General features: G+C 42.6%; 15 protein-coding genes. 11 read left to right on the top strand and 4 right to left on the bottom strand.

Features of this window, described 5'->3' with window-relative positions; all coding sequences use genetic code 11:
* Positions 1-12: 12 nt before the first annotated feature.
* On the bottom strand, positions 13-993 hold the full coding sequence (locus tag BM176_RS22450; RefSeq protein ID WP_177230496.1) for a FecR family protein: 981 nt from the start codon (positions 991-993) through the stop codon (positions 13-15).
* Between the two features lie 76 nt (positions 994-1,069).
* A complete protein-coding gene (locus BM176_RS22445) occupies positions 1,070-1,642 on the bottom strand; it encodes an RNA polymerase sigma factor (RefSeq protein ID WP_177230495.1) in 573 nt (190 codons plus the stop codon).
* A gap of 164 nt (positions 1,643-1,806) precedes the next feature.
* Between BM176_RS22445 and BM176_RS22440 the strand changes: the two genes are divergently transcribed.
* The 11 genes from BM176_RS22440 (at position 1,807) to BM176_RS22385 (ending at position 21,171) form a co-directional block, all read left to right on the top strand.
* Complete coding sequence (locus BM176_RS22440) at positions 1,807-2,988, top strand: ATP-binding protein (RefSeq protein ID WP_090106581.1); 1,182 nt, start codon at positions 1,807-1,809, stop codon at positions 2,986-2,988.
* Positions 2,985-4,568, top strand: a complete 1,584-nt coding sequence (locus BM176_RS22435) for an ATP-binding protein (protein ID WP_090106580.1) — start codon at positions 2,985-2,987, stop codon at positions 4,566-4,568. Before BM176_RS22440 ends, BM176_RS22435 begins: the two co-directional genes overlap by 4 nt.
* A gap of 298 nt (positions 4,569-4,866) precedes the next feature.
* Positions 4,867-6,537 carry a DUF8189 domain-containing protein gene (locus BM176_RS22430; protein WP_090106579.1) on the top strand — a complete coding sequence of 557 codons (1,671 nt, stop codon included), beginning with the start codon at positions 4,867-4,869 and terminating at the stop codon, positions 6,535-6,537.
* 119 nt (positions 6,538-6,656) lie between these two features.
* Positions 6,657-6,956 carry a protease inhibitor I42 family protein gene (locus BM176_RS22425; RefSeq protein ID WP_090106578.1) on the top strand — a complete coding sequence of 100 codons (300 nt, stop codon included), beginning with the start codon at positions 6,657-6,659 and terminating at the stop codon, positions 6,954-6,956.
* Between the two features lie 242 nt (positions 6,957-7,198).
* Positions 7,199-9,652 (top strand): PKD domain-containing protein, encoded by a 2,454-nt coding sequence (locus tag BM176_RS22420; protein WP_090106577.1) that lies wholly within the window; start codon positions 7,199-7,201, stop codon positions 9,650-9,652.
* 31 nt (positions 9,653-9,683) lie between these two features.
* Positions 9,684-11,621 carry a gliding motility-associated C-terminal domain-containing protein gene (locus BM176_RS22415; protein ID WP_090106576.1) on the top strand — a complete coding sequence of 646 codons (1,938 nt, stop codon included), beginning with the start codon at positions 9,684-9,686 and terminating at the stop codon, positions 11,619-11,621.
* 71 nt (positions 11,622-11,692) lie between these two features.
* Positions 11,693-13,633, top strand: coding sequence for an Ig-like domain-containing protein (locus tag BM176_RS22410; RefSeq protein WP_177230494.1), 1,941 nt, complete (start codon positions 11,693-11,695; stop codon positions 13,631-13,633).
* 213 nt (positions 13,634-13,846) lie between these two features.
* On the top strand, positions 13,847-14,890 hold the full coding sequence (locus BM176_RS22405; RefSeq protein WP_090106574.1) for an NAD(P)-dependent alcohol dehydrogenase: 1,044 nt from the start codon (positions 13,847-13,849) through the stop codon (positions 14,888-14,890).
* A gap of 507 nt (positions 14,891-15,397) precedes the next feature.
* The gene (locus tag BM176_RS22395; protein ID WP_090106572.1) at positions 15,398-16,789 is read left to right on the top strand and encodes a TolC family protein; all 1,392 of its coding nucleotides are present in this window, start codon (positions 15,398-15,400) and stop codon (positions 16,787-16,789) included.
* A 16-nt stretch (positions 16,790-16,805) separates the two neighbouring features.
* Positions 16,806-20,042 (top strand): efflux RND transporter permease subunit, encoded by a 3,237-nt coding sequence (locus BM176_RS22390; protein WP_090106571.1) that lies wholly within the window; start codon positions 16,806-16,808, stop codon positions 20,040-20,042.
* Position 20,043: 1 nt separating this feature from the next.
* A complete protein-coding gene (locus BM176_RS22385; protein ID WP_255373573.1) occupies positions 20,044-21,171 on the top strand; it encodes an efflux RND transporter periplasmic adaptor subunit in 1,128 nt (375 codons plus the stop codon).
* Between the two features lie 606 nt (positions 21,172-21,777).
* On the opposite strand, the gene BM176_RS32985 is transcribed toward BM176_RS22385, so the two are convergent.
* Positions 21,778-23,622, bottom strand: coding sequence for a carbohydrate-binding protein (locus BM176_RS32985; protein WP_090106569.1), 1,845 nt, complete (start codon positions 23,620-23,622; stop codon positions 21,778-21,780).
* 110 nt (positions 23,623-23,732) lie between these two features.
* Positions 23,733-25,370 carry a glycosyl hydrolase family 18 protein gene (locus tag BM176_RS22375; protein WP_090106568.1) on the bottom strand — a complete coding sequence of 546 codons (1,638 nt, stop codon included), beginning with the start codon at positions 25,368-25,370 and terminating at the stop codon, positions 23,733-23,735.
* Positions 25,371-25,401: the final 31 nt, after the last annotated feature.

Genomic DNA, 25,401 nt, shown 5'->3' with positions numbered 1-25,401 from the left:
CCTTTTCGAAAATCAGTTGGGAGTGACAATAATGGTTGATCCCTGCTGTGTTACATTTGCATTCAGAATAATGGCTAATGCGTCCATTAGCACCTGTTTATCTTTCATATCAATCTCACCACTGATCTTTTTCTTCAGCAATGATGAGTCTCTAAGTTGTATATGATATCCCCAGTCATCTTCCAGCATTTCAAACATACCAGATACTGGTACCTGATCCAGTTGTAATTTTTGCTGCTGCCAGCTTGTATAATGATCTACCGGCACATGTTTGCCTGTAAGGCCATTTTCTTTTTTGCTATATAAAGCCATGTCTCCCGGCTTAGATAACAGCAACTTTTTATTATCTTCTGCTGCTACCAATACTTTCCCACTGTTCAATACTACTGATGTAATTCCCCGGCGATTACGGATATTAAAAGAGGTACCCAATACATTCACATCAAGTCCTGTGCTGTGTACTTCAAATCCTCTGGTATCTGAATGTCTTATATTAAAAAAGGCTTCCCCATCAATCCATACTTCTCTCTTATTCCATTCTTTACTGTAACTGATACTGGAATTACCATTCAACGTTACCTCAGAACTATCCGGTAACAACAGTTTTTTCACTTCACCAAAACGGGATGCTACTTCAATACGGTTGTTTGTATTGGTCCGGAAAATCATCCAGGCAGCCACCATAGCTACTAAAAATACAGCTGCCGCTTTCCAGAGGATGCTGATACGTCTTACCGGTTTGATCTCTTTATAGATTTCATTCCATACCGCCCGGCTTTCTCCCGGTTGCGGCTTTTCATTCACCACATACATAGTCTTCGCTATAGCAACGGCCTTTGTGATATCTGCTGCCCTCTGCGGATATGCCTGAACAAACGCCTCCCAGAAAGCACTATTCGCCGCATCAGGGAATCTTACCCACTCCAGGAAGTAAGGCGCTGCCAGCAACTGATGCATGGTGTAATTGCTATAATGATGAATAGAGTGTTGCATGTTTAATGTGGTGTTCCGGATATAAAAGACAAAAGGGCACAGAAAGTGCCCCATGATTTTGAATTATTTTTATTTTTCAGGATAAATGACTGACAATGAACAGTAATAACAGGCTTCCATCCATAATTTCTTTTAAAGCGGCCAATGCCCGGGCTGTTAATTTATAGGTAGCTCTTACCTGCATATCCATAATACCGGCAATTTCTTCAAATGATAGTCCTTCGAAAAAACGGAAATAGATAATTTCCCGCTGTCTGGCTGTTAACTGTTCCAGGGCATTCTTCACCTGCCTGGATAACAATGCATACTCCTCACCGGCTATGATGTGGTTATCAAAACCTACTTCGAAGGAGAATTCATTATTCTCATCTGTATAAGTGGTATTTGCCCGTTCTTTGATCAGCCTCAGTAACTGGTTACGGAACGATTTGAGCAGATAATAATTAAAAGTGCCTCCGGCATTGATGGTGTTACGATACTTCCAGAGTGAGATGAATGTTTCCTGGATGGCGTCCTGTACGAGGTGTGTATCGGTCGTAAACTTTTTCCCATAGCCATAAAGCAATTCATTATACTGTGTATATAATGCTTCCAGGCTTTGTACATCGCCCTTTTTTAATCCATCCCATAAAGACTGTTCACTTGACAATACGATTATTTTATTAGCCCGGTTTGCTGTATAAATGTACTATAGATTTAAGTATTCCCAAAGTAAGGGGCAGGAAGAGGCTCTTACGAGTTGACAATAAATTCATTGTTAAATATTTTGACAATAAATTTATTGTCATTAATTTTGGGAGATAAATCCATTGTATGAAGAATATTATAGGTTCCCCAGCAAGAGGTCATAACTTTTATGAACGGGGAAGGGAAGTAAAAAAAATTACAGATAGTTTAAGGAATGGGAATAATATACAGATAACTGCCCCACGCCGTGTGGGTAAAACTTCTATTCTATTACACTTACTGGATAATGACATTGCAGGACATCACTATGTATATGTGGATACTGAAAATATTACAGATGAGCAATCATTCTACCAGAAGTTATTAATGGAAATATTGAAAAACGATAAGATATCCGGCTCCCGGCAATTAATAGCTGGTTTTAAAAATGGGACTAACCGTTTTTTCAGAAAAATAAAGAGTATACAGTTACTGAACACAGGAATAGCATTCAATAATGAGTCTCCTGAAAGAGATTATTGTGATGAATTTGAGGATTTTTTAACTGGATATGCGGGAGCTGAAGATGCAGAACTGGTGATATTAATTGATGAATTTCCTCAAACTATTGAAAATATCAGGAAGAATAGTGAACAAAGCGCTATTCAGTTTTTGCAGAGAAAAAGGGCATTAAGACTGAATCCGGAAATAAGTAAAAAAGTAAAATTCATTTATACCGGATCTATAGGTTTGAATCAGACTGTATCCGTATTAAGTGCTACAGCGACTATCAATGATCTTAATTCCATAGAAGTAGGGCCATTGAGTGAAACAGAAGCCAAAGACCTGTTTCGGAAATTGTTGGAAAGTAACACCAGAATAGTTCATTCATCTGCAGAAGAATGTCTTCAGGAAGTACTACAATGGTATATTCCATTTCATATACAATTGCTTGTTCAGGAAATAGTCAATAATACTGCCGATAATGATTTAATTACTGTTGCGGTAGTAGAAAAAGCCCTCAACAAGATCATTGACCTGAGATATAAGAATCATTTTGATCATTATTATACGCGACTGAAAACACATTTCACGGATGAGAGTTTTAAATATGCAAATGCCGTATTGAAGGAAATAGCTGAAAAGAATGCTGTTAATAAAAAAATCCTTGGAGAATTAGCATTACAATACCAGGTAACCGAGCACAGACATATTATCGAAAGCCTGTTATATGATGGTTATATTTATTTTGAAGATGCTACCAGATTCTATCGATTCAATTCTCCAATATTACAACGCTGGTGGCTTAAATTCATTTGTGAAACATGAGCACTTTTTTATATAACCCTGATCGTAAGAACAAACAAGATCTCATCGACGAATTTGTTATCCGTAATAAAGTATTGAAAGGAATATTCTCAGACATTCAGTCCGGGGATATGAAGTATCCTGAGCAACATTACTTATTGCTTGGGCCGGAGGGCACTGGAAAAACCACTTTGCTGCTGCGGCTTAAATACGCAGTAGAAGATGATCCTGTATTAAATAAATGGCTGCTACCTGTTATTTTCAGGGAAGAGCAGTATCATATTTGGAAGCTAAGTGATGTATGGGAACAGATTGCAACATATCTTGAAGATGAATATGGTTTTGATGGTCTAACCAAAGAAATTGTAAAACATGTGCAAGACAAATATTTTGAAGAAAATGTCTTCAATATCCTTACTAAAGCATTAGATAAACAAAAGAAAAAAATAATCCTGCTGGTAGATAATATCGGGGATCTGCTAAAAAGATTCGATAGAATTGAAGTCCACCGGTTAAGAGCGATTTTGCAAACAGATGCTCATATCCGGTTAATAGCTACTACTCCTGAAGTATTAATTGAAGTCATTGATTATACACAACCTTTATTTGAGTTTTTCAAAGTTATATATCTTCAGGGGCTTGACTATGATGAAAGCGTACTGCTTTTAAGTAAACTGGCAGCGTTAAATAATGAAACAAAGAAAATAGACCGGATTATTGATAAGAATCCATCCCGTATTGAAACACTTAGAATGCTTTCAGGAGGCACTCCCCGAACGATTGCGTTACTCTTCCAGATATTTGTTGATAATGAATACGGCAATGCATTGAATGATCTGGAAAAAGTACTGGATGCCTTTACCCCACTCTACAAACACAGAATGGACGATCTTCCTGCGCAACAACAGAGGATTGTAGATGCTGTAGCCAGAAACTGGGAAGCAATCAGTGTTAAACAGCTGACAGAGCGCCTGCGTATGGAAAGTAAAATAATATCTGCACAGTTAGGGCAATTAGAAAAAAACCAGGTAATAGAAAAAAGAGCTACCAGTACCAAGAATCATATTTACTTATTACAGGAAAGGTTTTTTAATATCTGGTATCTGATGCGCTATGGTCGTAAACAGGATAGGGAAAGTGTGATATGGCTGGTGAAGTTCCTGGAGATGTGGAGTGACAAGAAGGAACTGGAAAAGAGAACAATTAACTATATCAGTAAAATCCAGAAAAGAGATTTGGATAAACGAAGTGAAGAATTTTATGCACAGACTTATTCCTTCTTTGAAAAGATAAAACCAGAAATTAAGTCATCTCTTAAAAATAATATTCCTGAACATTTTTCACAATTAATTGACTCGGTTTTTGCACTTTTAATAACAAAACATTATCAGTTAGCTTTGAATACTTTAAATAAATCAATGACAGAAGATTCAGAATATTTAAAGCATCATGTCATATTTTATATTACAAAATATTTCACAGAAAATAAAAATGAAGACCTATTTATATCTTTAGGCTCTGAAAAAAAAGAGACCGTATTAAAGTTGATTACGTCTTTAGTTCAAACACAAATTAAATTTGAGAAGACAGGGGGAATCTAATGACTCCTTACTAATTAAAGAACATTTTACCTCCATACGTATAAATACCTATTTTTCGCCTGCAATTGATTGCAACCAAAGTTTATTTTTTTTCTATCATCCTTAGTTTTAGCTTTAGTCTCATCAGGAAACTGACATGCATGTGATTCCTTTTAATGTTATGTGAATTCTATTATATATACCCCAATTTCTAACACAACAGTCTGGATTTACCCAATTTATTGAACCTTAATTTCTATCTGTCCGAAGGCAGGGGAACTCTTATTTTATTCACTTCAATAAACAACCCATCACAATCATGTCCACTCTCAAAATTAAGGACCTGGTAGCAGACATTGACAAGTCTAACCTCCAGTGGCAAGCCAGAGAAACGTCTGTTTCTCAACTGTCCGAACCACAGCAATTGGCCTTATTAGGCGTTATAGTAAACCAATCAGAACTGGCGTCAGTGATGAAGCCCACTGCTGCTGCTGCTCCTGTTGTAAATTATGCACAGTCAGTTGACTGGCGTAACCACAACGGAAATCATATTACCCCGGTAAAAGACCAGGGAGGATGCGGCTCCTGCGTATCTTTCTGTACAACATCTGTAACAGAAGCAATGGCTTCTATTGAACTGGGACAACTACTGGATCTTTCTGAAGCAGATCTGCACTTCTGCTCATCACACGGCGCGAATTGCGGCGGATGGTGGCCTACAGATGCCTTTACACAAATAAAAACCCGTGGTATTCCGGACGAAGCCTGCTTCCCTTATGCAACCGCTTTTCCGAGCAATAACATCTGGCAGCAACCTCCTCATTGCACAGTAGGACCTAACCGTGATTCAAGAGCGGTAAAGATCACCAACTCTACTACAATTGCCAATATCACAGAACGTAAGAACTACCTGACCAACAACGGGCCTTGTTCTGCTGTGATGCACGTGTTTGAAGATTTCTTCTCTTATGCGAATGGCGTATATACTCACGTAAGTGGTGCAGATAAAGGTCTGCATTGCGTAACAGTGATCGGTTACTCTGAAACTGAACATTGCTGGATCTGTAAGAACTCCTGGGGTGCCGGATGGGGTAAAGGCGGATTCTTTAAAATAGGTTACGGACAAGCCGGTATAGATACTGAATTCCCATTCTGGACAGCCAGCGGCGTTAAACTGCCAGCTCCTGCACATGGATGGCATGGATATGAAAACCTGGGTGGTCTGCTGACTTCAAGACCTAATGCAGTTTCATGGGCAGCTAACCGTATTGATGTAGTAGTTAGAGGCCTGGACTCTGCTGTATATCATAAATGGTGGAATGGTAGTTCATGGCAAGGCTGGGAATCTCTTGGCGGACAAATACAGGGTGCTCCCTCTATCTGCTCATGGGCCAATGGAAGACTGGATGTCTTTGGTGTAGGATTAAACCATCACCTGTGGCATCGCTACTACCAGGGTGGCTGGAGCAAATGGGAAGATCTTGGCGGCGTTCTCTCTTCAGAACCAGCATGCGTAAGCTGGGGACCTAACCGCATCGATATCTTTGCCCGTGGCATGAACTCATCTATGTGGCATCTTTGGTATGATGGCAACTGGCATGGATGGGAAGACCTGGGTGGTGTGATCACTTCTGCACCAGCAGTGTCATCATGGTCTGCAGGCAGACTGGATTGTTTTGCACGCGGTACCAATAACCATCTGTTCCATAAATGGTTCAGTGGTGGCTGGAGCAACTGGGAAGACCTGGGCGTTAGCATGATGGGCAGTCCTGCTGCTGAATCATGGGGTCCAAACAGGATAGATGTATTCTATCCCGGTCAAACCTTTAACATGATGCACAAATGGTGGGATGGCGCTACATGGAGTGGCGAAGAAAACCTTGGAGGCATCCTTTCTTCTGATGTAGGAGTTTCCTCCTGGCAGTCAGGCAGACTTGACTGCTTTGTACAAGGTACTGACTCCGCTATGTACCATAAATGGTATGTGTAACAAATACTGATTGATTGTAGATTGCGGATTGCACATTACTACAGGAGAATCTGGCCCGATGATTGAGCCACTTAACCTGATAGTGATATGTGATCCGCAATTTTATTAAATAACACATTATGGAAAGCGAGTCTAAAGAATTCAAGGTGGGCACTTCCTTACCTATTATATTACCAGGCCTGGGGACGGCAGGCTTTCAGTGGTTTTTCAAGCTGGACAATTCTGATAGTATAGACGTACGACCTTATGATTATACCGTAGATGCCATATACCGGGAAGCAGGTACCAGTCATGATGATGTTTTCATGCTAACCGGCAAAGCTCCCGGCCATACAACCATTATTTTTGAACAAAGAAGAGTCTGGGAAAAGGATGGCAATGCTATTAATACCAGAAAATTCGATATCAACGTTGTATAAAACCCTTTATTTTACACAGAATTTAGCTATTGGAATAAAATATATATATTCCCCTACCCCCCCATTTTTTCTCTCCCACAGTATTTAAAGGTGAAGGTTAAATGTATAGGCAGGAGCATCGCTTTCCCGATGTTCCATGCCTTGTGTGCGGCTATGCCCTTATCATATCCATTTACAGTCGCGGTATGCCTATGCCTTTACCGCAGACATTTTTGTTTAATGCTAACCTATAATGACCATTCATGAATCGTACCCTTACCACTACCCTGCTGGCAGTATTTCTGTTCAGTACAAAGATCTTATTGGCCCAAACTTTTATCCCTGTACCAGTTACAGGTTTTAATAGTGATATCGTAGCTGAAGCGGGTAACAATGCGGTTGCTGTAACATCTACCGTAATAGACGGAAGCAATCACGTCATCTACACCACTAACTTTGCAACACTTAATGGTGTAACGGGAGGTATTACCAACACGGGCAATATTGTGAGTGGAACACGTACTTACCAAATGGCTCCCTATACAGCGAATAATGCCATTTATATGTCTGCTGCCGGAAATGTAGCCAATTCTACCGCCACAGGCACATTTACCCTTACCACACCGGCTGCTTACAACAGATTAAGTCTGCTGGCATTTGGCACAGAAAATAACAGTGTGGTGTCCGTTACTTTGCACTTCACAGATGGTACCACTTCTGCTGGCGGTAACATCACAATAAAAGACTGGTTCAATGGTACTCCTTTTCTTATAAATGGTATGGGCCGTATTACCCGCGTAACAGGTGCACCTTACACTGTAGATGGATTAACTACCAACCCCAGGATGTACTCTTTTGATTTTGTAATACCGTGTGCGGATAAGGGCAAATTATTACAATCAGTTACCTTCAACTATATTCCCGGTGCAAACATCAGCAGCAGAGCATTGCTAATGGCTCTTTCAGGTGAAGTATATTCACCTGTTACCATTACAGATGTTGTTACCAATGCCATTTGCGGTGGTGCAAATGGCAGTATCGCATTAACGGTGACTGGTGGTTCTTCTCCATTTACTTACAGCTGGAATACTAATCCGACCAAAACCACGGCTACCGCTACCAACCTGCCCGCTGGTACTTATATATGCGCTATAAAGGATGCGAATAGCTGTATCATTAATTACCAGGGAACAATCATCCAGAAATCCCTGGCCAGTATTACAGCAGCTGCCAGCCCGGCACTAATATGTGCGGGCCAGGCAACAGCACTAACGGCAACGGCTAGCGGGGGTACTGTAACCGGTTATGCCTGGAACCCTGGAAACATCAGCGGGGATAATACATCTGTATCTCCCACCTCCAATACCAGTTATATTGTTACTGCAAAGGATGCATTCGGATGTACAGTTGCCGATACGGTAGACATCACCGTGAAACCTACTCCTACTGCCAATTTCACCATTGAATCCGGCTCAATCTGCCTGGGAATTTCTGATACACTCACCTTCACGGGAACTGCCGGTCCCACTGCTACTTTTAACTGGAATAACTTTGCAGGTGCAACCTATTTAGGTACTGATAATGCCGGGCACTATCAAATTCTTTTTACCAATGCCGGCACTTATACCTTACAGTTACAGGTAACAGAGAATGGCTGCGTATCTGCTCCCTATACACAACAGATGATAGTAACGGCGCCTCCTTCAGTAAGTTTACAGGTTAGCAAAACACCTCTCTGCGCGGGAGAGATTACAACTGTCACCTTTACCGGTAATGCCAGTAACGCGGCTATTGCAAAATGGAACTGGGGCGGTGGTGTTGTTCAGAGTGGCAGTGGCTTTGGTCCTTATAATGTAAAGTACCAGCGCAGTGGTAATATAGATCTTACTGTAACTGATGGTGCATGTACAGCCACTGCAACCGCAGTTCCTGTAACAGTAATTCCTATGCCGGTGGCAGACTTCACGCCAGATTTTTTTAACGGTTGCGCACCTTCTTATTTCGAGTTTAATAATCAGTCGCAAAATGCTAATTCATATAAATGGATCTGGGGAGATGGCAGTACAAGTACAGCTGTTCAACCAAACCATACCTATACAACTCCTGGAACGTATACGGTTACACTCATAGCAGGAGCTCAGCAGCAATGTTATGATACTCTTGTGAAAACAGCACTGCTCACAGTTGTAGCGCAACCAGTTGCCAGCTTCACATCACAACCGGGTACAAACATTCCTATCGAATACAAAAACGCCACTTTCAATTTTACGAATACCTCTCAAAATGCTGTAACGTATAAATGGGATTTTGGCGATGGTAATACTTCTACAGATGCTAACCCGGAATATAAATGGGAACTGCCGGGCAATTATTGGGTTACATTATTTGCAACCAACAGTCTTGGTTGTGTAGATACTATCGGGCATGGCTGGTATAAAGTAATCCCTGATCTTGTACTGGATATTCCCAATGTATTCAGTCCTAATGGAGATGGTATCAATGACCGCTGGAATCTGGACGGATTAAAAGCCCGTCCCGGATGCCTGGTAGAAGTATATAACCGCTGGGGACAAACCGTTTACAGGAGTGAGGGATATATACTGGGATGGGATGGTACCCGGCAGGGAAAATTGGTTAGTCCAGGTACATATTATTATGTAATAAAAACAGCACCCGGCGAAAAAACTTATACCGGTTGGGTGCTTTTACTTCGATAAAAATTTAATGTCAACCAAAAAATACAAGTGAATGAAACGAATTTTTCTTGTCACCCTTATGCTGGTTATTTGCACATACAGTTTATACGCACAAACCTATTTGCCGGTTACCGTGGCAGGATACAACAACGATGTCATTGCAGAAACAGGAACCGATGCAACAGCAGTCACAAGCACGGGTCTGGATCTTCAGGAGAAGATCCTTTACTCACTGGCTTTTGCAACAACCAATAGCTTAGCCTTAGGATTAGCTGATAATGGCACGATTGTAAATGGTACACGCACTTATCAGTTGGGTGATTACACGTTGAATAACGCACTCTATCTTTCTAAAAATGCAGCTGCAACAAATACAGTCGCTTCAGGCAACCTGGACCTGGTTACACCGGCTGCTTTCACCAAAATAAGCCTGCTGGCCTTTTCTACTGAACAAACCAGCACACTGAATATTACGCTCAACTTTACAGATGGTACCACATTACCCATCAACGGAGTAGTGATATCCGACTGGTTTAACGGTCCCAATGCAATTATATCAGCAGTAGGCCGTGTACAACGAATAGCAGCACCACCGTATACTGTAGAGGACATTGCCGGAAATAATCCAAGATTTTATGCTGTTGATATAAGTATTCCCTGCGAAGATCAATCCAAACAACTGGCATTTATTACATTCGACTATATAACAGGTGGTGGAAATGCTTCCAGGGCAGTGATCCTTTCCCTTTCCGGAGTATCCAATATACCAATGAACGTCACCTCAAGTATTACACCTGCTGCATGTGGCAAAGCAAACGGCAGCGCACAGCTTAGTATTAGTGGTGGTAACGGACTGCTCTCCTATGAATGGAATACTGTTCCAGTACAATTAACACCACTTGCTACAGGGTTGCCTGCAGGCACTTACACCTGTACTGTTACAGATGGTAATATCTGCGCCACTCTCATACAGCTGGATGTAACACAGCAATCCACTGTAAAAGTTAAAGCAATAGCCAGACCTAACACTATCTGCGCTGGTAGTGCCACTACACTATCTGCAGTTCCTGCCGGAGGTAAAATTGTACATTATACATGGCAACCAGGTAATGTACCAGATTCAACTACCCGCGTTTCCCCGGCAGATACCACCACATATATCGTTACAGCAGAAGACGCTTTTGGTTGCGCAGCTACAGACACCATCAAAATAATGGTGATCCCAAAACCTGCGCCACCAGTGGTTACTCCGCAGTCCATCTGCCCGGATAGTTCCGCTACTTTAATAGTACAGGACTCTACAAACACCTTTACCTACAACTGGTACCCTTACCCTTCCGGTGGCGACTTAGCAGGCACAGGAGCCTCTTTTACCACACCTCCGGTAACAGAAACCACTACATGGTATGTGGAAGCAGTAAATGGTGCCTGCAGCGGCGATCGTGCACCCGTAACCGTATCATCTAACGGGCATCTTGCATCGCCTGTTGTTGTTGTTACCGAAACAACTACTACCAGCGCTACTTTCAAATGGAAACCTGTTCCGGGTGCTACAGGCTACCTGGTAGCCATAGATGATGGTCCTTATAAAGAGCAGGACACTGCCAGTTATAAGATAACAGGATTGATGCAGGAATCTGTGAATATTCATGTAATAGCCCTTGGGGCAATTACATGTGAGAACAGCGGCATAGGTAGTGCAAATGCAAAACTTAAACCGGGCGATGTTTTCGTTCCTAATGCCTTCACTCCTAACGGTGATGGTAAAAACGACATCTTTAAACCAGAAGGAAATATTAAAGCTATAAATATGAAGATCTTTAACCAGTGGGGAGAACTGATTAGTGAAACCACTACCGTAGGTACCGGCTGGAACGGCACCAGTGGCAGCAAAGTACAACCGATGGGTGTATATATGTATGCCATAAAAATCATACTGAATAATGGCACAGAGGTGATAAAGAAAGGTTCAGTGAATTTGTTGAGATGATAAAAGAAGCTGGCTCAAAGGAAAATCCTTTGGGTCAGCTCTTTATTTTTTCATCCATTAATCAATCCCACATGAAACGCACTATTATTATTGTTGTTCTCCTACATGTTCTAAGCACTTACAAACTTTATGCGCAGAACTATGCACCTGTTGCCGTAACAGGTTTTAACCAGGATGTTGTAGCCGAAGCAGGCACCAACGCTACAGCTGTTACCAGCTCAGAACTGGATCTTGTTTTTAACATTCTTTACAGCACAGACTTTGCTACCGCCAATTCAATTTTGGGTGGTATTCCGTCAAATGGAATAATTTCCAATGGGCGTTATAATTTCCAGTTACAGGATTATACCCTGAATAATTCCCTTTTCCTTTCTTCTGGTGGAGCGCAACCAAATACAGTTGGCTCTGGTACATTAACGCTTGTTACTCCTGCAGCATTCAGTCAACTCAGCCTGCTGGCTTTCTCCACTGAATACTATAGTGACCTGAATGTGGTGCTGAACTTCACTGATGGTACTTCCACCACCGGCTCCCTGCAAACAGTAGCCGACTGGTTTGACGGGCTCAATGCGGTTATTTCCGGCTTTGGGCGTATTAAAAGATTATTAGCCCCTCCTTATGCAGTCGATGGGAGAAATACCAACAATCCAAGGTTCTATCCCTTTGATATTTCCCTTTCCTGTACTGATCAGGAAAAACTAGTAGCATCTATTACAGTAACACATCATGCAGGAGGCGGACCAAATTCAAGAGGTGTAATACTTGCAGTAGCCGGTGTAATGAATAATCCATTATCCGTTACTCCTGTTACAACACCAGCCTACTGTGGAAAGTCGAATGGCAGTGCGTCTCTCACTGTGAGTGGAGGTAATCCTCCTCTCAGTTATGAATGGAATACCATACCTGTGCAAACAACTGCTACTGCAACGAACTTATCTGCCGGCACTTATACTTGTACAATTACTGGTGGCAACCTCTGTCCTTTCGTGGTTCAGGCAGATGTAACACAACAATCGACCGTAAAAATTAAAGCACTGGCCAGACCGGGTACAATCTGTACAGGCAGTACAACTACTTTATCGGCAATACCATCGGGAGGAAAAATTGTGCATTATACATGGCAGCCGGGAAATATGTCCGATTCAACTACCAGCGTTTCTCCAGCCGATACCACAACTTACATCGTTACAGGAGAAGACGCTTTTGGTTGCACGGCTACAGATACCATCAAAATAATGGTGATCCCAAAACCTGCTCCGCCGGTAGTTGCTCCGTTGTCTATCTGTCCGGATAGTACCACTACATTAACAATACAGGACACCATAGATGCGTTTATTTATAACTGGTACCCTTACCCATCGGGCGGCGATTTAGCAGGCACAGGCACCTCCTTTACCACGCCTCCTGTAAAAGAAACCACCACATGGTATGTGGAAGCGGTAAATGGCCTTTGCAGCAGTGATCGTACACCGGTTACCGTTACATCGTTGGGCGTGACTGCTACACCTGTTGTTACAGCTTCTGCAATTACATCTAACAGTGCTATCTTCTCATGGAAACCTGTTCCCGGCGCTACCGGTTATCTGGTATCTGTAGATGGAGGGCCTTATGTTGCAATTGCTGATACGGCATATCCGGTTACGGGACTACAGCAGGAATCTGTAAGCATCCGGGTAATTGCCCTTGGAGCACTCCCCTGCCAGAACAGTGCTGCAGGTGAGGCTACCGCAAAACTAAAACCGGGCGATGTATTTGTTCCTAATGCCTTCTCTCCTAATGGGGATGGTAAAAACGACATCTTTAAACCGGAAGGAAATATCAAAGCAATAAATATGAAGATCTTTAACCAATGGGGAGAACTTATTAGTGAAACCACTACGGTAGGTACCGGATGGAATGGTACCAATAGTGGCAAAGCGCAACCATCAGGGGTATATATGTATGCAATAAAGATCACTCTGTATAATGGCATGGAAATAATAAAGAATGGTTCGGTAAACCTGCTGAGGTAGGTGAGTCATAAAAAAAGTGCGGCTCCCTGGTGAAACAGGAATCCGCCAATGGGGTCTCATTAACACAGATCTCCATTTTCCGGGGCTGGCCTGCAAAGGCTGGCCCTATCTTATTAAATAGCACCTGCAGAAGTTTGAAATCCCCCCATGCGCCTTAATTTTGCGATATCATTCGAGAGCTAATCAATTCCATCACTCATTTAATAGTTTTTTATGATCGCAACTAAAGGATACGCAGCACCTGTTGCAAAGGCACCACTGGCCCCCTTCAATTTTGAACGCAGGGAACCAGGACCACATGATGTACAGTTTGATATTTTATTCTGCGGGGTTTGCCACTCAGATCTTCACCAGGTAGAAGATGAATGGGGGCATGGGATCTTCCCCATGGTACCAGGCCATGAGATTGTAGGCCGCATCACAAAAGTAGGCAGTCACGTAAAGAAATTCAAAGTAGGCGATCTGGCCGGTGTAGGCTGCCTGGTAGATTCCTGCCGCCACTGTGAAAATTGTGAAGAAGGACTGGAACAATATTGTCTGAATGGCGTTTCCCCTACTTATAATGGCTACGAACAGGATAAGAAAACGCCTACTTTCGGCGGTTATTCGAACCTGATAGTAGTTCATGAAGATTTTGCACTGAAAGTATCCGAAAAGCTGGATCTGGCGGCTGTTGCCCCTCTGTTATGTGCTGGTATCACTACTTATTCCCCTTTACGTCACTGGAAAGTGGGCAAAGGTCATAAGGTAGCTGTACTCGGCTTAGGCGGACTGGGCCATATGGCTGTGAAGTTCGCGGTTTCCTTTGGGGCAGAAGTAACTATGCTGAGTACTTCTCCATCTAAAAAAGCAGATGCAGAGAGACTGGGAGCACACAAGTTTTTACTGACCAAAGATCCTGAAAGCCTGAAAGCTGCAAGAGGTTCTTTCGATTTTATTATTGATACCGTATCTGCAGAACATGATTACAACCAATACCTGTCGCTTTTAAGGACAAACGGTGTAATGATCTGTGTGGGTGCACCTCCAACTCCTGCTGCTGTAGCTGCATTCAGCCTGATTGCCGGCAGAAAAAGTCTGGCAGGTTCTATGATAGGCGGTATTCCTGAAACACAGGAGATGCTGGACTATTGTGCGGAACACAATATTGTGTCAGATATTGAAGTGATTAAGATGGACTATATCCAGGAAGCATATGCCCGTATGCTGAAGGCAGACGTGCGTTATCGCTTTGTTATTGATATGTCTACATTATAGTTACCAGGTATGAAATAAGTCCTCCATTTTCTGATTCTTTGATTTTTACAATTATTTGTTTGAATGGAACAATACAATCGAAAGATTTTATTTCCACCTTTACACCTCGATTGAAGGACTCAAAGAAAGGAATTATGGATACAGGCAAAAAGAACCACGTTTTTTCAGGTGGTTTCTTTTTGCCTTTTTTTAAAAGTAGATCCTTCCCTGAGAATTTCTTCAAGTACAAACTATGCAGCTGTATGAAAGTACTGCTCAATTACATTCAGTAAGTTAATCCTGCCTGTGTTATTCAGATGTTTTAAAATAAGGAAGTCATAATAATAGTTCTACCAGTATAAGACTGGCAATCGTGAAACAAATCTGTGCCTCTTTATAAAGTATGATTATGCTGATGGCTGACATACTATATAAAACACAAAATACTTCAGAGTTGCTTTAGAATGATGTAAGCATTTTACATCCGGAAACACTGCTTTAGATCGGTAGATTAATGTTCATAAAATCATGCAAAGAAAAAAAGTTTTCTCTCTATTTGTTCTCCTGGTACTCTACGGACGTATGGAGGTATTGCATGCACAGGTACTCACTTTAAAAGATGCCGTGCAGACAGCTCTCACCAATTATGGTTCTATTAAAGCGAAAGCTAATTATGCAAATGCTTCTAAGGAATCTGCAACGCAGGCAAAACGTGATTATCTGCCAAACGTGAACCTTTCTGCCCAGCAGGACTATGGTACTGTTAACGGGCAATTCGGTCCTTCTTATGGCTTAAATGGATTAGGAGTAGCCTCTTCGGGACCTACCCTCTCCTCTCAGAATTCAAATGCCGCCTTTGGTGGTCTTTATCTGGCAAATGTAAACTGGGATTTCTTTGCATTTGGCCGCTCGAAAGAAAAAATCAAAACAGCACAGGCCGTAGTGGCAAGAGATGAATCAGATTCCCGACAGGAACAGTTTCAGCAGGAAGTAAAAGTGGCTGCGGCATATCTTAATCTGCTGGCGGCACAACGCTTAACTAATTCCTGGCAAAAGAACCTGGTACGTGCAGATACCTTCCGCTTTGTGGTAGTAACCAGAGTGAAAAACGGGCTCATTCCCGGTGTTGATTCTTCTCTTGCTAATGCAGAAGTATCAAGCGCCAGGATTGCCTATACAAAAGCGAAAGACTTCGAACAAACACAGGCAAACCAGCTGGCACAACTGATGGGCATTCCCCCGCAGGACTTCATACTGGACACTCTGTTCGTTACACGCATACCTTCTGCATTGCTGGATAGCGCAAGCCTGCAGGATCATCCACTGCTGAAATATTATAAAAGCCGGATCAACCTGAGCGATGAACAGGCGAAGTATTATCATACACTGAATTTTCCTTCCTTTTCGCTATTCGGTGTGATGCAAACGAGAGGCTCCGGTTTTTCTTCTTCCTATGCTACAGACCAGACAGCATATACCAAAAACTACTGGGATGGTATAAAGCCCAACCGTAGTAATTACCTGGTAGGTGTAGGTGTTACCTGGAACATTACAACTCCTTTAAGAGTTAGTCACCAGGTGAAATCACAAAGGTATATTTCCAAAGGATTGCAGGATGAATATGATCTTGTACAACAGCAGCTCAATGCACAACTGGTGCTGGCTGGTACACGAATCAAAAATGCACTGGATAATTACAGGGAAGCACCCATACAGGTAAATTCCGCATCTGATGCATACCTCCAGCGTACAGTATTATATAAGAACGGACTTACTAATATTGTAGATGTAACACAGGTTTCCTACACGCTTAACCGCGCAGAAACAGACCGGGATATTGCTTACGCCAACGTATGGCAGGCTTTATTGCTTAAGGCTGCTGCCAGTGGAAACTTTTCACTTTTCATCAATGAATTTTAACTAAAGCGGTAGTTGCATGAACCTGATAAGATTAGCATTACGCAAACCAATAACAATACTTGTACTCGTGGCTGCCATGTTCTTTTTTGGCATCAGCGCCGTGCGTACAATCAAGATAGATATCTTTCCCACACTGGACCTGCCGGTGATGTACATTGCGCATCCCTTTGGTGGTTACACACCTACCCAGATGGAAGCTTATTTCGGTAAGCAGTATATCAATATCCTCCTGTATGTAAACGGGATAAAAAGTATTGAAACAAAAAACATCCAGGGGCTTACCCTCATAAAGGTAAACTTCTATCCCGGTACCAACATGGCGCAGGCACAGGCTGAATTAAGTGCCTTCTGTAACCGTATACAGGCCATATTTCCGCCTGGTTCACAGCCACCGTTTATTATCCGTTTCGATGCTTCTACCCTTCCTGTAGGTGAGTTGGTATTAAGCAGTGAGAAACGTAGTAATAACGAGCTGCTGGACCTTGCAAACACTTATGTACGTTCTTCCTTCACCACCATTCCCGGTCTGGTATCAGCACCTCCATTTGGTGGTAACCTCCGTACCGTAGTAGTGAAAGCAGATCCTGAACTGCTGCGCTCTCATAATATGACAGTAGATCAGCTGGTAGAAGCCATCCGCGTGAATAACCAGACTTCTCCTTCCGGTAACGTACGTGTGGGCGATATCAACTATATCACTCCGGCCAATACCACTATCAGAACTGTAAAAGACTTTGAAGATATTCCACTGTTTAAAGGTGGTGTTCAGAACCTTTACCTGCGCGATGTTGCAACGGTAGAAGATGGTGCGGATATTACCGCCGGTTATGCACTGGTGAACGGGAAAAGATCTGTTTACCTGAGTATTGCCAAATCTGGCGATGCCTCTACCTGGGAAGTAGTACAGAAACTGAAGGCTGCGATGCCTAAATTCCAGGCACTACTTCCTGAAGATGTGAAACTGACTTACGAGTTTGACCAGTCCGTATACGTGATCAACTCCGTAAAAAGCCTGATCAGTGAGGGCACCATCGGGGCAATCCTCACGGGACTCATGGTGTTATTATTCCTTGGCGACCCAAGAGGGGCACTGATTGTAATATTAACAATCCCCACCTCCATTATTGCGGCGGTATTATGCCTGAAGGTAGCCGGACAAACAATCAACATTATGACGTTGAGCGGGCTGGCACTGGCCATCGGGATTCTGGTGGATGAGAGTACGGTGACGATTGAAAATATTCACCAGCACCTGGATATGGGTAAGCCCAAAGGGCTGGCCATCTGGGATGCCTGTAAGGAAATAGCTTTCCCTAAACTACTCATCCTGTTCTGTATCCTGGCAGTGTTTGCACCTGCTTTTACAATGGGTGGTATTCCGGGTTCATTGTTCCTGCCACTGGCACTGGCTATAGGTTTCGCTATGGTCATCTCTTACTTCCTGGCACAAACCTTTGTTCCTATCATGGCCAACTGGATCATGAAAGAACACAAACATACCAAACCGCATGTACACAATAAACAACAGCAGAGCGATACCTGGGATGAGAAAAAAGAACTGGTAGAAAGAATAGATTTTAATGACGATGGAAAGATCACTCTGTTTGATAAATTCCGGAACCGCTTTATGCGTTTCATTAATCGTGTGATGCCTGCCCGTAAAATCATCGTTTCTGCATACATCGTAATTACCTTAGGACTGGTAGCACTGCTGCTCTCTAACATTGGCCGCGACGTTTTACCACGTGGCAACAGCAGTCAGTTCCAGCTTAGACTACGTGCTCCGGAAGGTACGCGGGTGGAAGTAACGGAAGCTAAAACCATTCAGACAGCAAAAATTATCAAAGATCTGGTAGGACCTGAAAATGTGCAGATCAGCTCTTCTTATGTGGGACAACATCCCGGACAGTTCTCTATCAGTCCTATCTATCTGTTCATGGCAGGACCGCAGGAAGCGGTAATGCAGGTGGCATTGAAAGAAGATTACAAAGTGAATATGGATCAGTTGAAAGACAGGATCAGGGCCAAACTGAAAGAAGTGGCTCCGGATGTACAACCTTCTTTCGAACCGATTGAGCTGACAGATAAGATCCTGAGCCAGGGCTCCCCTACGCCTGTGGAAGTAAGAATATCCGGAAGGAATAAAAAACTGAATGAGGAATATGCACAGAAAGTGATCGATAAGCTGAAAAAGATTTCTTACCTCCGTGATGTGCAACTGGGACAGTCTACCAAATACCCTGCATTAAAGGTAACGATAGACCGTGTGCGTGCTGCGCAACTGGGTGTTGATCTGAATGATGTATCCCGTTCACTGACGGCATCCACCTCATCTTCCCGTTATACGGATAAAAATATCTGGATAGATGAAAAGTCTAACCTGAGTTATAGTGTGCAGGTGGAAATTCCTGAGAACAAAATGACTAGCATTGAGTCCATGCAGGAAATTCCTTTACTGAGAAATTCCGCCCGTCCTGTTCTGGGAGATATAGCCACTATCACACGTGATACAACCTACGGTGAAGCAGATAACTTAGGTGCCTTACCTGTACTCTCCGTTACGGCAAACACCAACAATATAGACTTAGGTACTGCCACCAAAGATGTGAATAAGGCAATTGCCTCCATTGGCGAATTACCACGTGGTTTGAATGTGGAAATGATTGGATTAAGCCAAACGCTGACAGATACACTGAATAGCTTGCAGGATGGGTTACTGGTAGCAATTATCGTTATCTTCCTGATGCTGGCAGCTAACTTCCAGTCCTTCAAAGTATCTATGGTAGTATTGACTTCTGTACCGGCAGTATTGTTAGGCTCCCTTTTATTGCTCACGATCACCGGCTCTACCCTGAACCTGCAATCCTACATGGGTATCATTATGTCTGTGGGCGTATCAATTTCCAACGCGGTATTACTGATTACCAATGCAGAACATTTACGCCTGCATAACGGCGATGCTTTATTATCTGCAAAAGAATCAGTAGCATTACGTCTGCGTCCCATCTTAATGACCAGTCTTGCAATGGTAGCAGGTATGATCCCAATGGCCAGTGGCCTTGGTGAATCCGGCGACCAGACCTCACCGCTGGGACGTGCTGTAATAGGTGGTCTTATCGCATCTACCTTCAGCACCCTCTTCATTTTACCACTGGTATTTGCGTGGGCACAAGGCAAAACAACTACCCAATCCGTATCTCTTGATCCGGAAGATAAAGAAAGTAAAAACTATGTACCATCTTTGTATGAATAGTATGAACAACAAAAAAGCACTGGCCATCACAATAGTGTGCAGCCTACAGGCAGTACTGCTTTTAAGCGGCTGCGGACATTCAGAAGGAAAGGCAGATAAAGGTGAAAATACATCCGCGCAGGAAGTTATTTCAGTGCCTGCCATTACCATCTCAAAGGGTAAGCTTTCTTCTACCCTGCAAATACCGGGAGAACTCGTAGCCTTTCAACAGGTGGACATATATGCCAAAGTGAGCAGCTTTGTAAAAAAGCTGCATGTGGATGTTGGTTCTGAAGTGACAACTGGTCAGTTGCTAGCCACTATGGAAGCGCCGGAAATCACTTCCCAGTTATCAGGCGCTGAGTCCCGGCTAAAATCGCAGGAAGCAGTGTACCTGGCCAGTAAAGCCAATTACGATCGTTTGTATGAAACCAGCAAAACACCGGGTACTGTTTCAAAGAACGACCTGGATATTGCACAGGCACGTCAGAAATCCGATCAGGCACAATTAGAATCTGCAAAAGCAGCCTATAAAGAAATCACTGACAACAGGAATTATCTTGAAATCAGGGCACCTTTCAGCGGTATCGTAAGCGCCAGAAATGTAAGTGCCGGCGCCTATGTAGGCCCAACAGGTAAAGGATCTGAATTCCCTTTATTCACGCTGCAGGAACAGAAGAAATTACGCCTTGTTATTTCAGTACCTGAAGCATATACCAGCTACCTGGGAAATAACAGTGAGGTGAATTTTTCAGTGAAAGCTTATACTGGTAAAACATTCACGGCAAAGGTAAACCGCCTTTCCGGTGTAATGGATACCCGCCTGCGTTCACAACGGATAGAAATGGATGTAATCAACAACGACAAGAAATTAATGCCGGGTATGATTGCAGAAGTAAAGATCCCGATGAATACGGCAGACAGTGCATTCATTGTACCTAAAAGTGCGGTTGTTAATTCAACAGTGAATGTGTTTGTAATAAGAGTAGTAAATGGCAAGAGTGAGAGAGTGTTGGTACAAACAGGACGTGAAGCAGATGGTAAAATAGAAGTCTATGGCAATTTAAATCCTGGTGATACGATTGTATCAGTAGCATCGGAAGAAATAAGAGATGGCGCAGAACTTAAGCATCTGAAATTTGACAAATAAGATTGGAATTATTATAATGGGCCAGCAGACAAAATCTGCTGGCCCATTTTTATTTACACTTATTTTTTGTCCTCCTTTATGCTCACATAGATAGTAATTATACCGATGCAGATTGTTACTGATCAGTGGATTGTTATTGATCAATAAATACACCTTATCTGCCGTGATGTTTAGGTGAAGTATAATAAAGATCTAATCTACAATCTTATTCCAAAGCTCAATTAAGAAACTAAACAGGCAGATGCAGTGTATTTATTGATCAATAACAATGATGACGGCTCAACACACGCCGGTGTAGGTTGTTATTGATCAATAACAATGATAACAGCTCTACACACACCGGTGTAGGTTGTTATTGATCAGTGGATTGTTATTGATCAATAAATACACCTTGTCTGCTGTGATGTTTAGGTGAAGTATAATAAAGATCTAATCTGCAATCTTATTCCAAAGCCCAATTAATAAACTAAACAGGCAGACGCAGTGTATTTATTGATCAATAACAATGATGACAGCTCTATACGCCGCAGGTACATGAGTAAAACAAGTAAGGGGCCTTGAAAGGCCCCCTCTGATTAAACTATTCCTAACTATTCATATATCCTATTACTGTATTAATACTTTTTTGGTGTATTTATTAGTTCCGTTTGTAACAATCAGAATATAAACTCCGCTGGAAGCTTTGCCAGTAGAGAGTGTTACAGTTTTAGCATTTGCCTTTTTGTAACTTACTACATGTTTGTTAAGATCTACCAGCTGTATCTGTACCGCTGCTGTCGCATCATACTTAGGTACATTCACTGTAATGATACCATCCTTACTCACCGGGTTCGGATATAATACCAGTTCTTCATTATTTTTCACTTCAGTAGTAGTAGCAGCTGTTGTTGCAACTGTAGCAGCAGTTGCGGCCAGTTTAGTTATTCTAATCCAATTCAGATTAAAGCCACCTGACTGTGCATACACACCTACATTATAAGTACCGGCAGTAACGGTTACAACATGAGAAATGGTTGTCCAGCTCTGCCAGCCACCTGTAAATGGTACATCCAGGGAACCCAGTACGGTAGCACCTGCATTCAGGTCGAGTGACAATTTGCCTCCGCCATTTGAACTTGCTACACGGTATTCAACTCTATAGGTACCTGTAGTAGGGAAGTTAATGTCGTAATAAGACATCCAGTCGGCATTGTCAATAGAACCTACATTAGAACCGCCATTTACATCAGTAGTACCTTCTGTACTGACACCAGACATAGCGCTATAGCTTTCAGCCTGGATCACTGTACTCGTTCCGGTGGTAGGCAATGCACTGATGACGAGGGAGGATACTTTATCATTCCAGGTACCTGCATTCAGCAAAGACACATCGCCGGTAATGGTTGTACTTGCACCTGTGAAATTATCATCTGCGTATAATACAGCTTTGTAGCCGCCAGCCACTTTCATGGAAGTGATATCATCATTCTTTGCACCATATGCACGCAGTTTAGCCAATGTATAACTACCTACAGGCAATGACACACCATATCCGCCATAGTTGGAATCCTCAAATGCCCTTACTACAACAGGCAATGGCACATTGTAAGTAAAAGGAAACGCTGCCTGCGCCGCTACGAATTGTGCTTCATATTCCGAAGTCCAGCCGAAGGCGGTAGTAGCGAGTGATTTCAGGTTTACACCGGCAGCACCGCTCCAGAAATGAACGAATTCACCCATGTTCATACGACGGGAGTAATCATTACCATTTTTAGGGAAGTACAATGCCAGCTGAATAAAATAACGGTTCAATACCTGACTACCCCCATGCCTGCTGTAGATGGGGTAGAACCAGTTTTTAAACCATTTGGTCCCTGCTCTAGGGAAATCATCGCCGTCACTGTTATTATAGTCATCATAAGCCTGGGCAGCATCATCGGTCCTGCCTAATGCCTTGTAAACATCATAATTAAATATTTCTGCCCATTTGCTATCTCCCCATATACCAAAGGCTGGTGAGCTATGTGAGTTCTTTGAATTACCTTCTACAACGTGTGCTACTTCGTGTGTCAAAAGGCCACGATCACCATGTGTAGCACTGGTCCATGGTCCGGCACCGGCATCAATTACATTCCTGTTGTCATGACTTGGATCGAAGTAACCTGATGGATGGCCTCCGCTGTACTTATTGGTATGCAAAACCGCAAACAAATGTGGGTCATCACCAAAAGAGCCGTATGTACGTTTTGTATACCGCCATACGTCTCCCAGGTATTGTTGGGTCCACGTTACAGAGCGACTTACATCATTGTCATAGTACAACGCAAGGTCATTGTCATAAAAAACACGGGATAGTAACTGGTTGTGTTCAAACCAATGTTCCTGCCAGGTAGCTGGCGGGGTCTGGGCTTTTAAGGCCGTTGTTGAAAAGGTACCGGCAAGCAGCAAAAGAAGTAGATTTTTCTTTTTCATTGCATATAGATTAGAGTGAATAAATGACTATTCTGAGGGTAAGAACTAACCCGGAAACGCCGCCAGGAATTGTATACCTGTTTATCGTTTCCGGGATTAGTACTTAGTGTTTATTGTATGATCACTTTCTTCGTATAACTGCTGCTACCGTTTTTAACAACAAGTATATAGAAGCCTGCAGACAGTTTATCTGTAGCTACAGTAACTGTTTTTGCACTTGCTTTCTGGTATGCTACTACCTTCTTGTTAATATCCAGTATAGATACCTGAACAGATGTACCCGCATTATAATGCTGAATACTTACTGTTAAAGGAGTACCCTTTGTAACAGGATTTGGATACAATAACAATTCATGACCTGCTTCAACACTAACTGCTTTATCCTGTACAGCAGATGCTGCAATTCTTGCAGCACCAACAGTACCAAAGTTGAATGCTTCCCAGCCACTTGCAGTAGTTCTGGTACAGGTCATTGCCTTTGTTCCATTTTCAGAAGAAATATACAGGCCATTATTGCCTCTCAGGAATACCTGTGTACCATTAACAGGTATCCAGTCGAAGGCCTCCCAGCCCTGGATAGAAGTCCTGTTACAGGTAATGGATTTTGTTCCGTTCTCTGAAGAAACATATTTACCATTATTCTGTAAAGCAATCTTTCCATTACCGGCATCTACTACCAGGAACTGTTCCCAACCCTGTACAGCAGCTCTGTTACAGTTCATACCAGCGGTATCACCGTCTTCAGAAGAAACATACATGTTGTTGAAACCTTTCAGCCAGATAGTCTTACCAATTGGAGCCGGTGAAGTTGGAGGATTCGTTGTTGTATCACCTCCTCTGGCTACTACTACCTCGTGGATAGCGCTTACCAGTGAGTTTGCACCGGTTCCTTCATCGTTGGACAGTTCCCACATCATAATACCTGCACCACGATCATAAGCCAGGTTGGTTTTAGCTTTGATAGTAGTAATACCATTATAACCGTACTTATTATTAAATACGTCTGCATAAGGATCAGCACCCATTTTCAGCAGATCCTTGTAGGCAACATAATCAGGATGTGCGTAAAAAGGAACACCGAGAACGGCTTTCTCTTTAGGCAATCCGCGACCCAGCCAGTAGTTCATACACTGTACAGCCAGTGAATAAGTAGAGTGCTGGAAATCGTTGTCATCATATGCCATGATGTTGAGAAAGTCTGCGATAGGGAACAGTGTACTCAGGAAGCTATCATCACCATAATCTCCGATCACTGCTGCAGTTACCAATTTACCCTGCGGATGAAATGCGTTAGCCAACTGTTGCATCAGGGTCACAAAACCCTGTGCCTGTGCACCTGCATTAGGATATTCCCAGTCAAGGTCAACGCCGTCCAGGTTGTACTGGTTACAGAAGTTCACCATGTTAGTAACGAAGTTTGCACGATAAGTAGCATTCACCGCTGTTGTTCTGAACCCTACATCACCACCGCCACCACCAACAGAGATAATCACTTTAACACCTTTAGCATGTGCTGCTGTAACAAGCGCTTTCAACCTTCCCGGATCATCTGGTTCATTATAACCACCGTCATTTTTAGGGATGAGGAATGCGTAGTTTATATGTGTTAGTTTATCGAATTGAACATTACTTATAGTACCGCCCCAGGTAGGGAGGTAACCAATTACCTTAAACTGTGCGGATGATTGCAGGGATACAACAATCAACAACAACAGAAAGGCAATGTTTCTGAAGAGTTTTTGTGTCATAAAAACAGGTTTTCCTGGATTATTTTTAAAT

The sequence above is a fragment of the Chitinophaga sp. CF118 genome, from assembly GCF_900112615.1.
Classification (GTDB): Bacteria; Bacteroidota; Bacteroidia; order Chitinophagales; family Chitinophagaceae; genus Chitinophaga.
The sequence above is the reverse complement of the archived record's forward strand: the minus strand, read 5'-3'. Positions and strand labels throughout refer to the sequence as shown.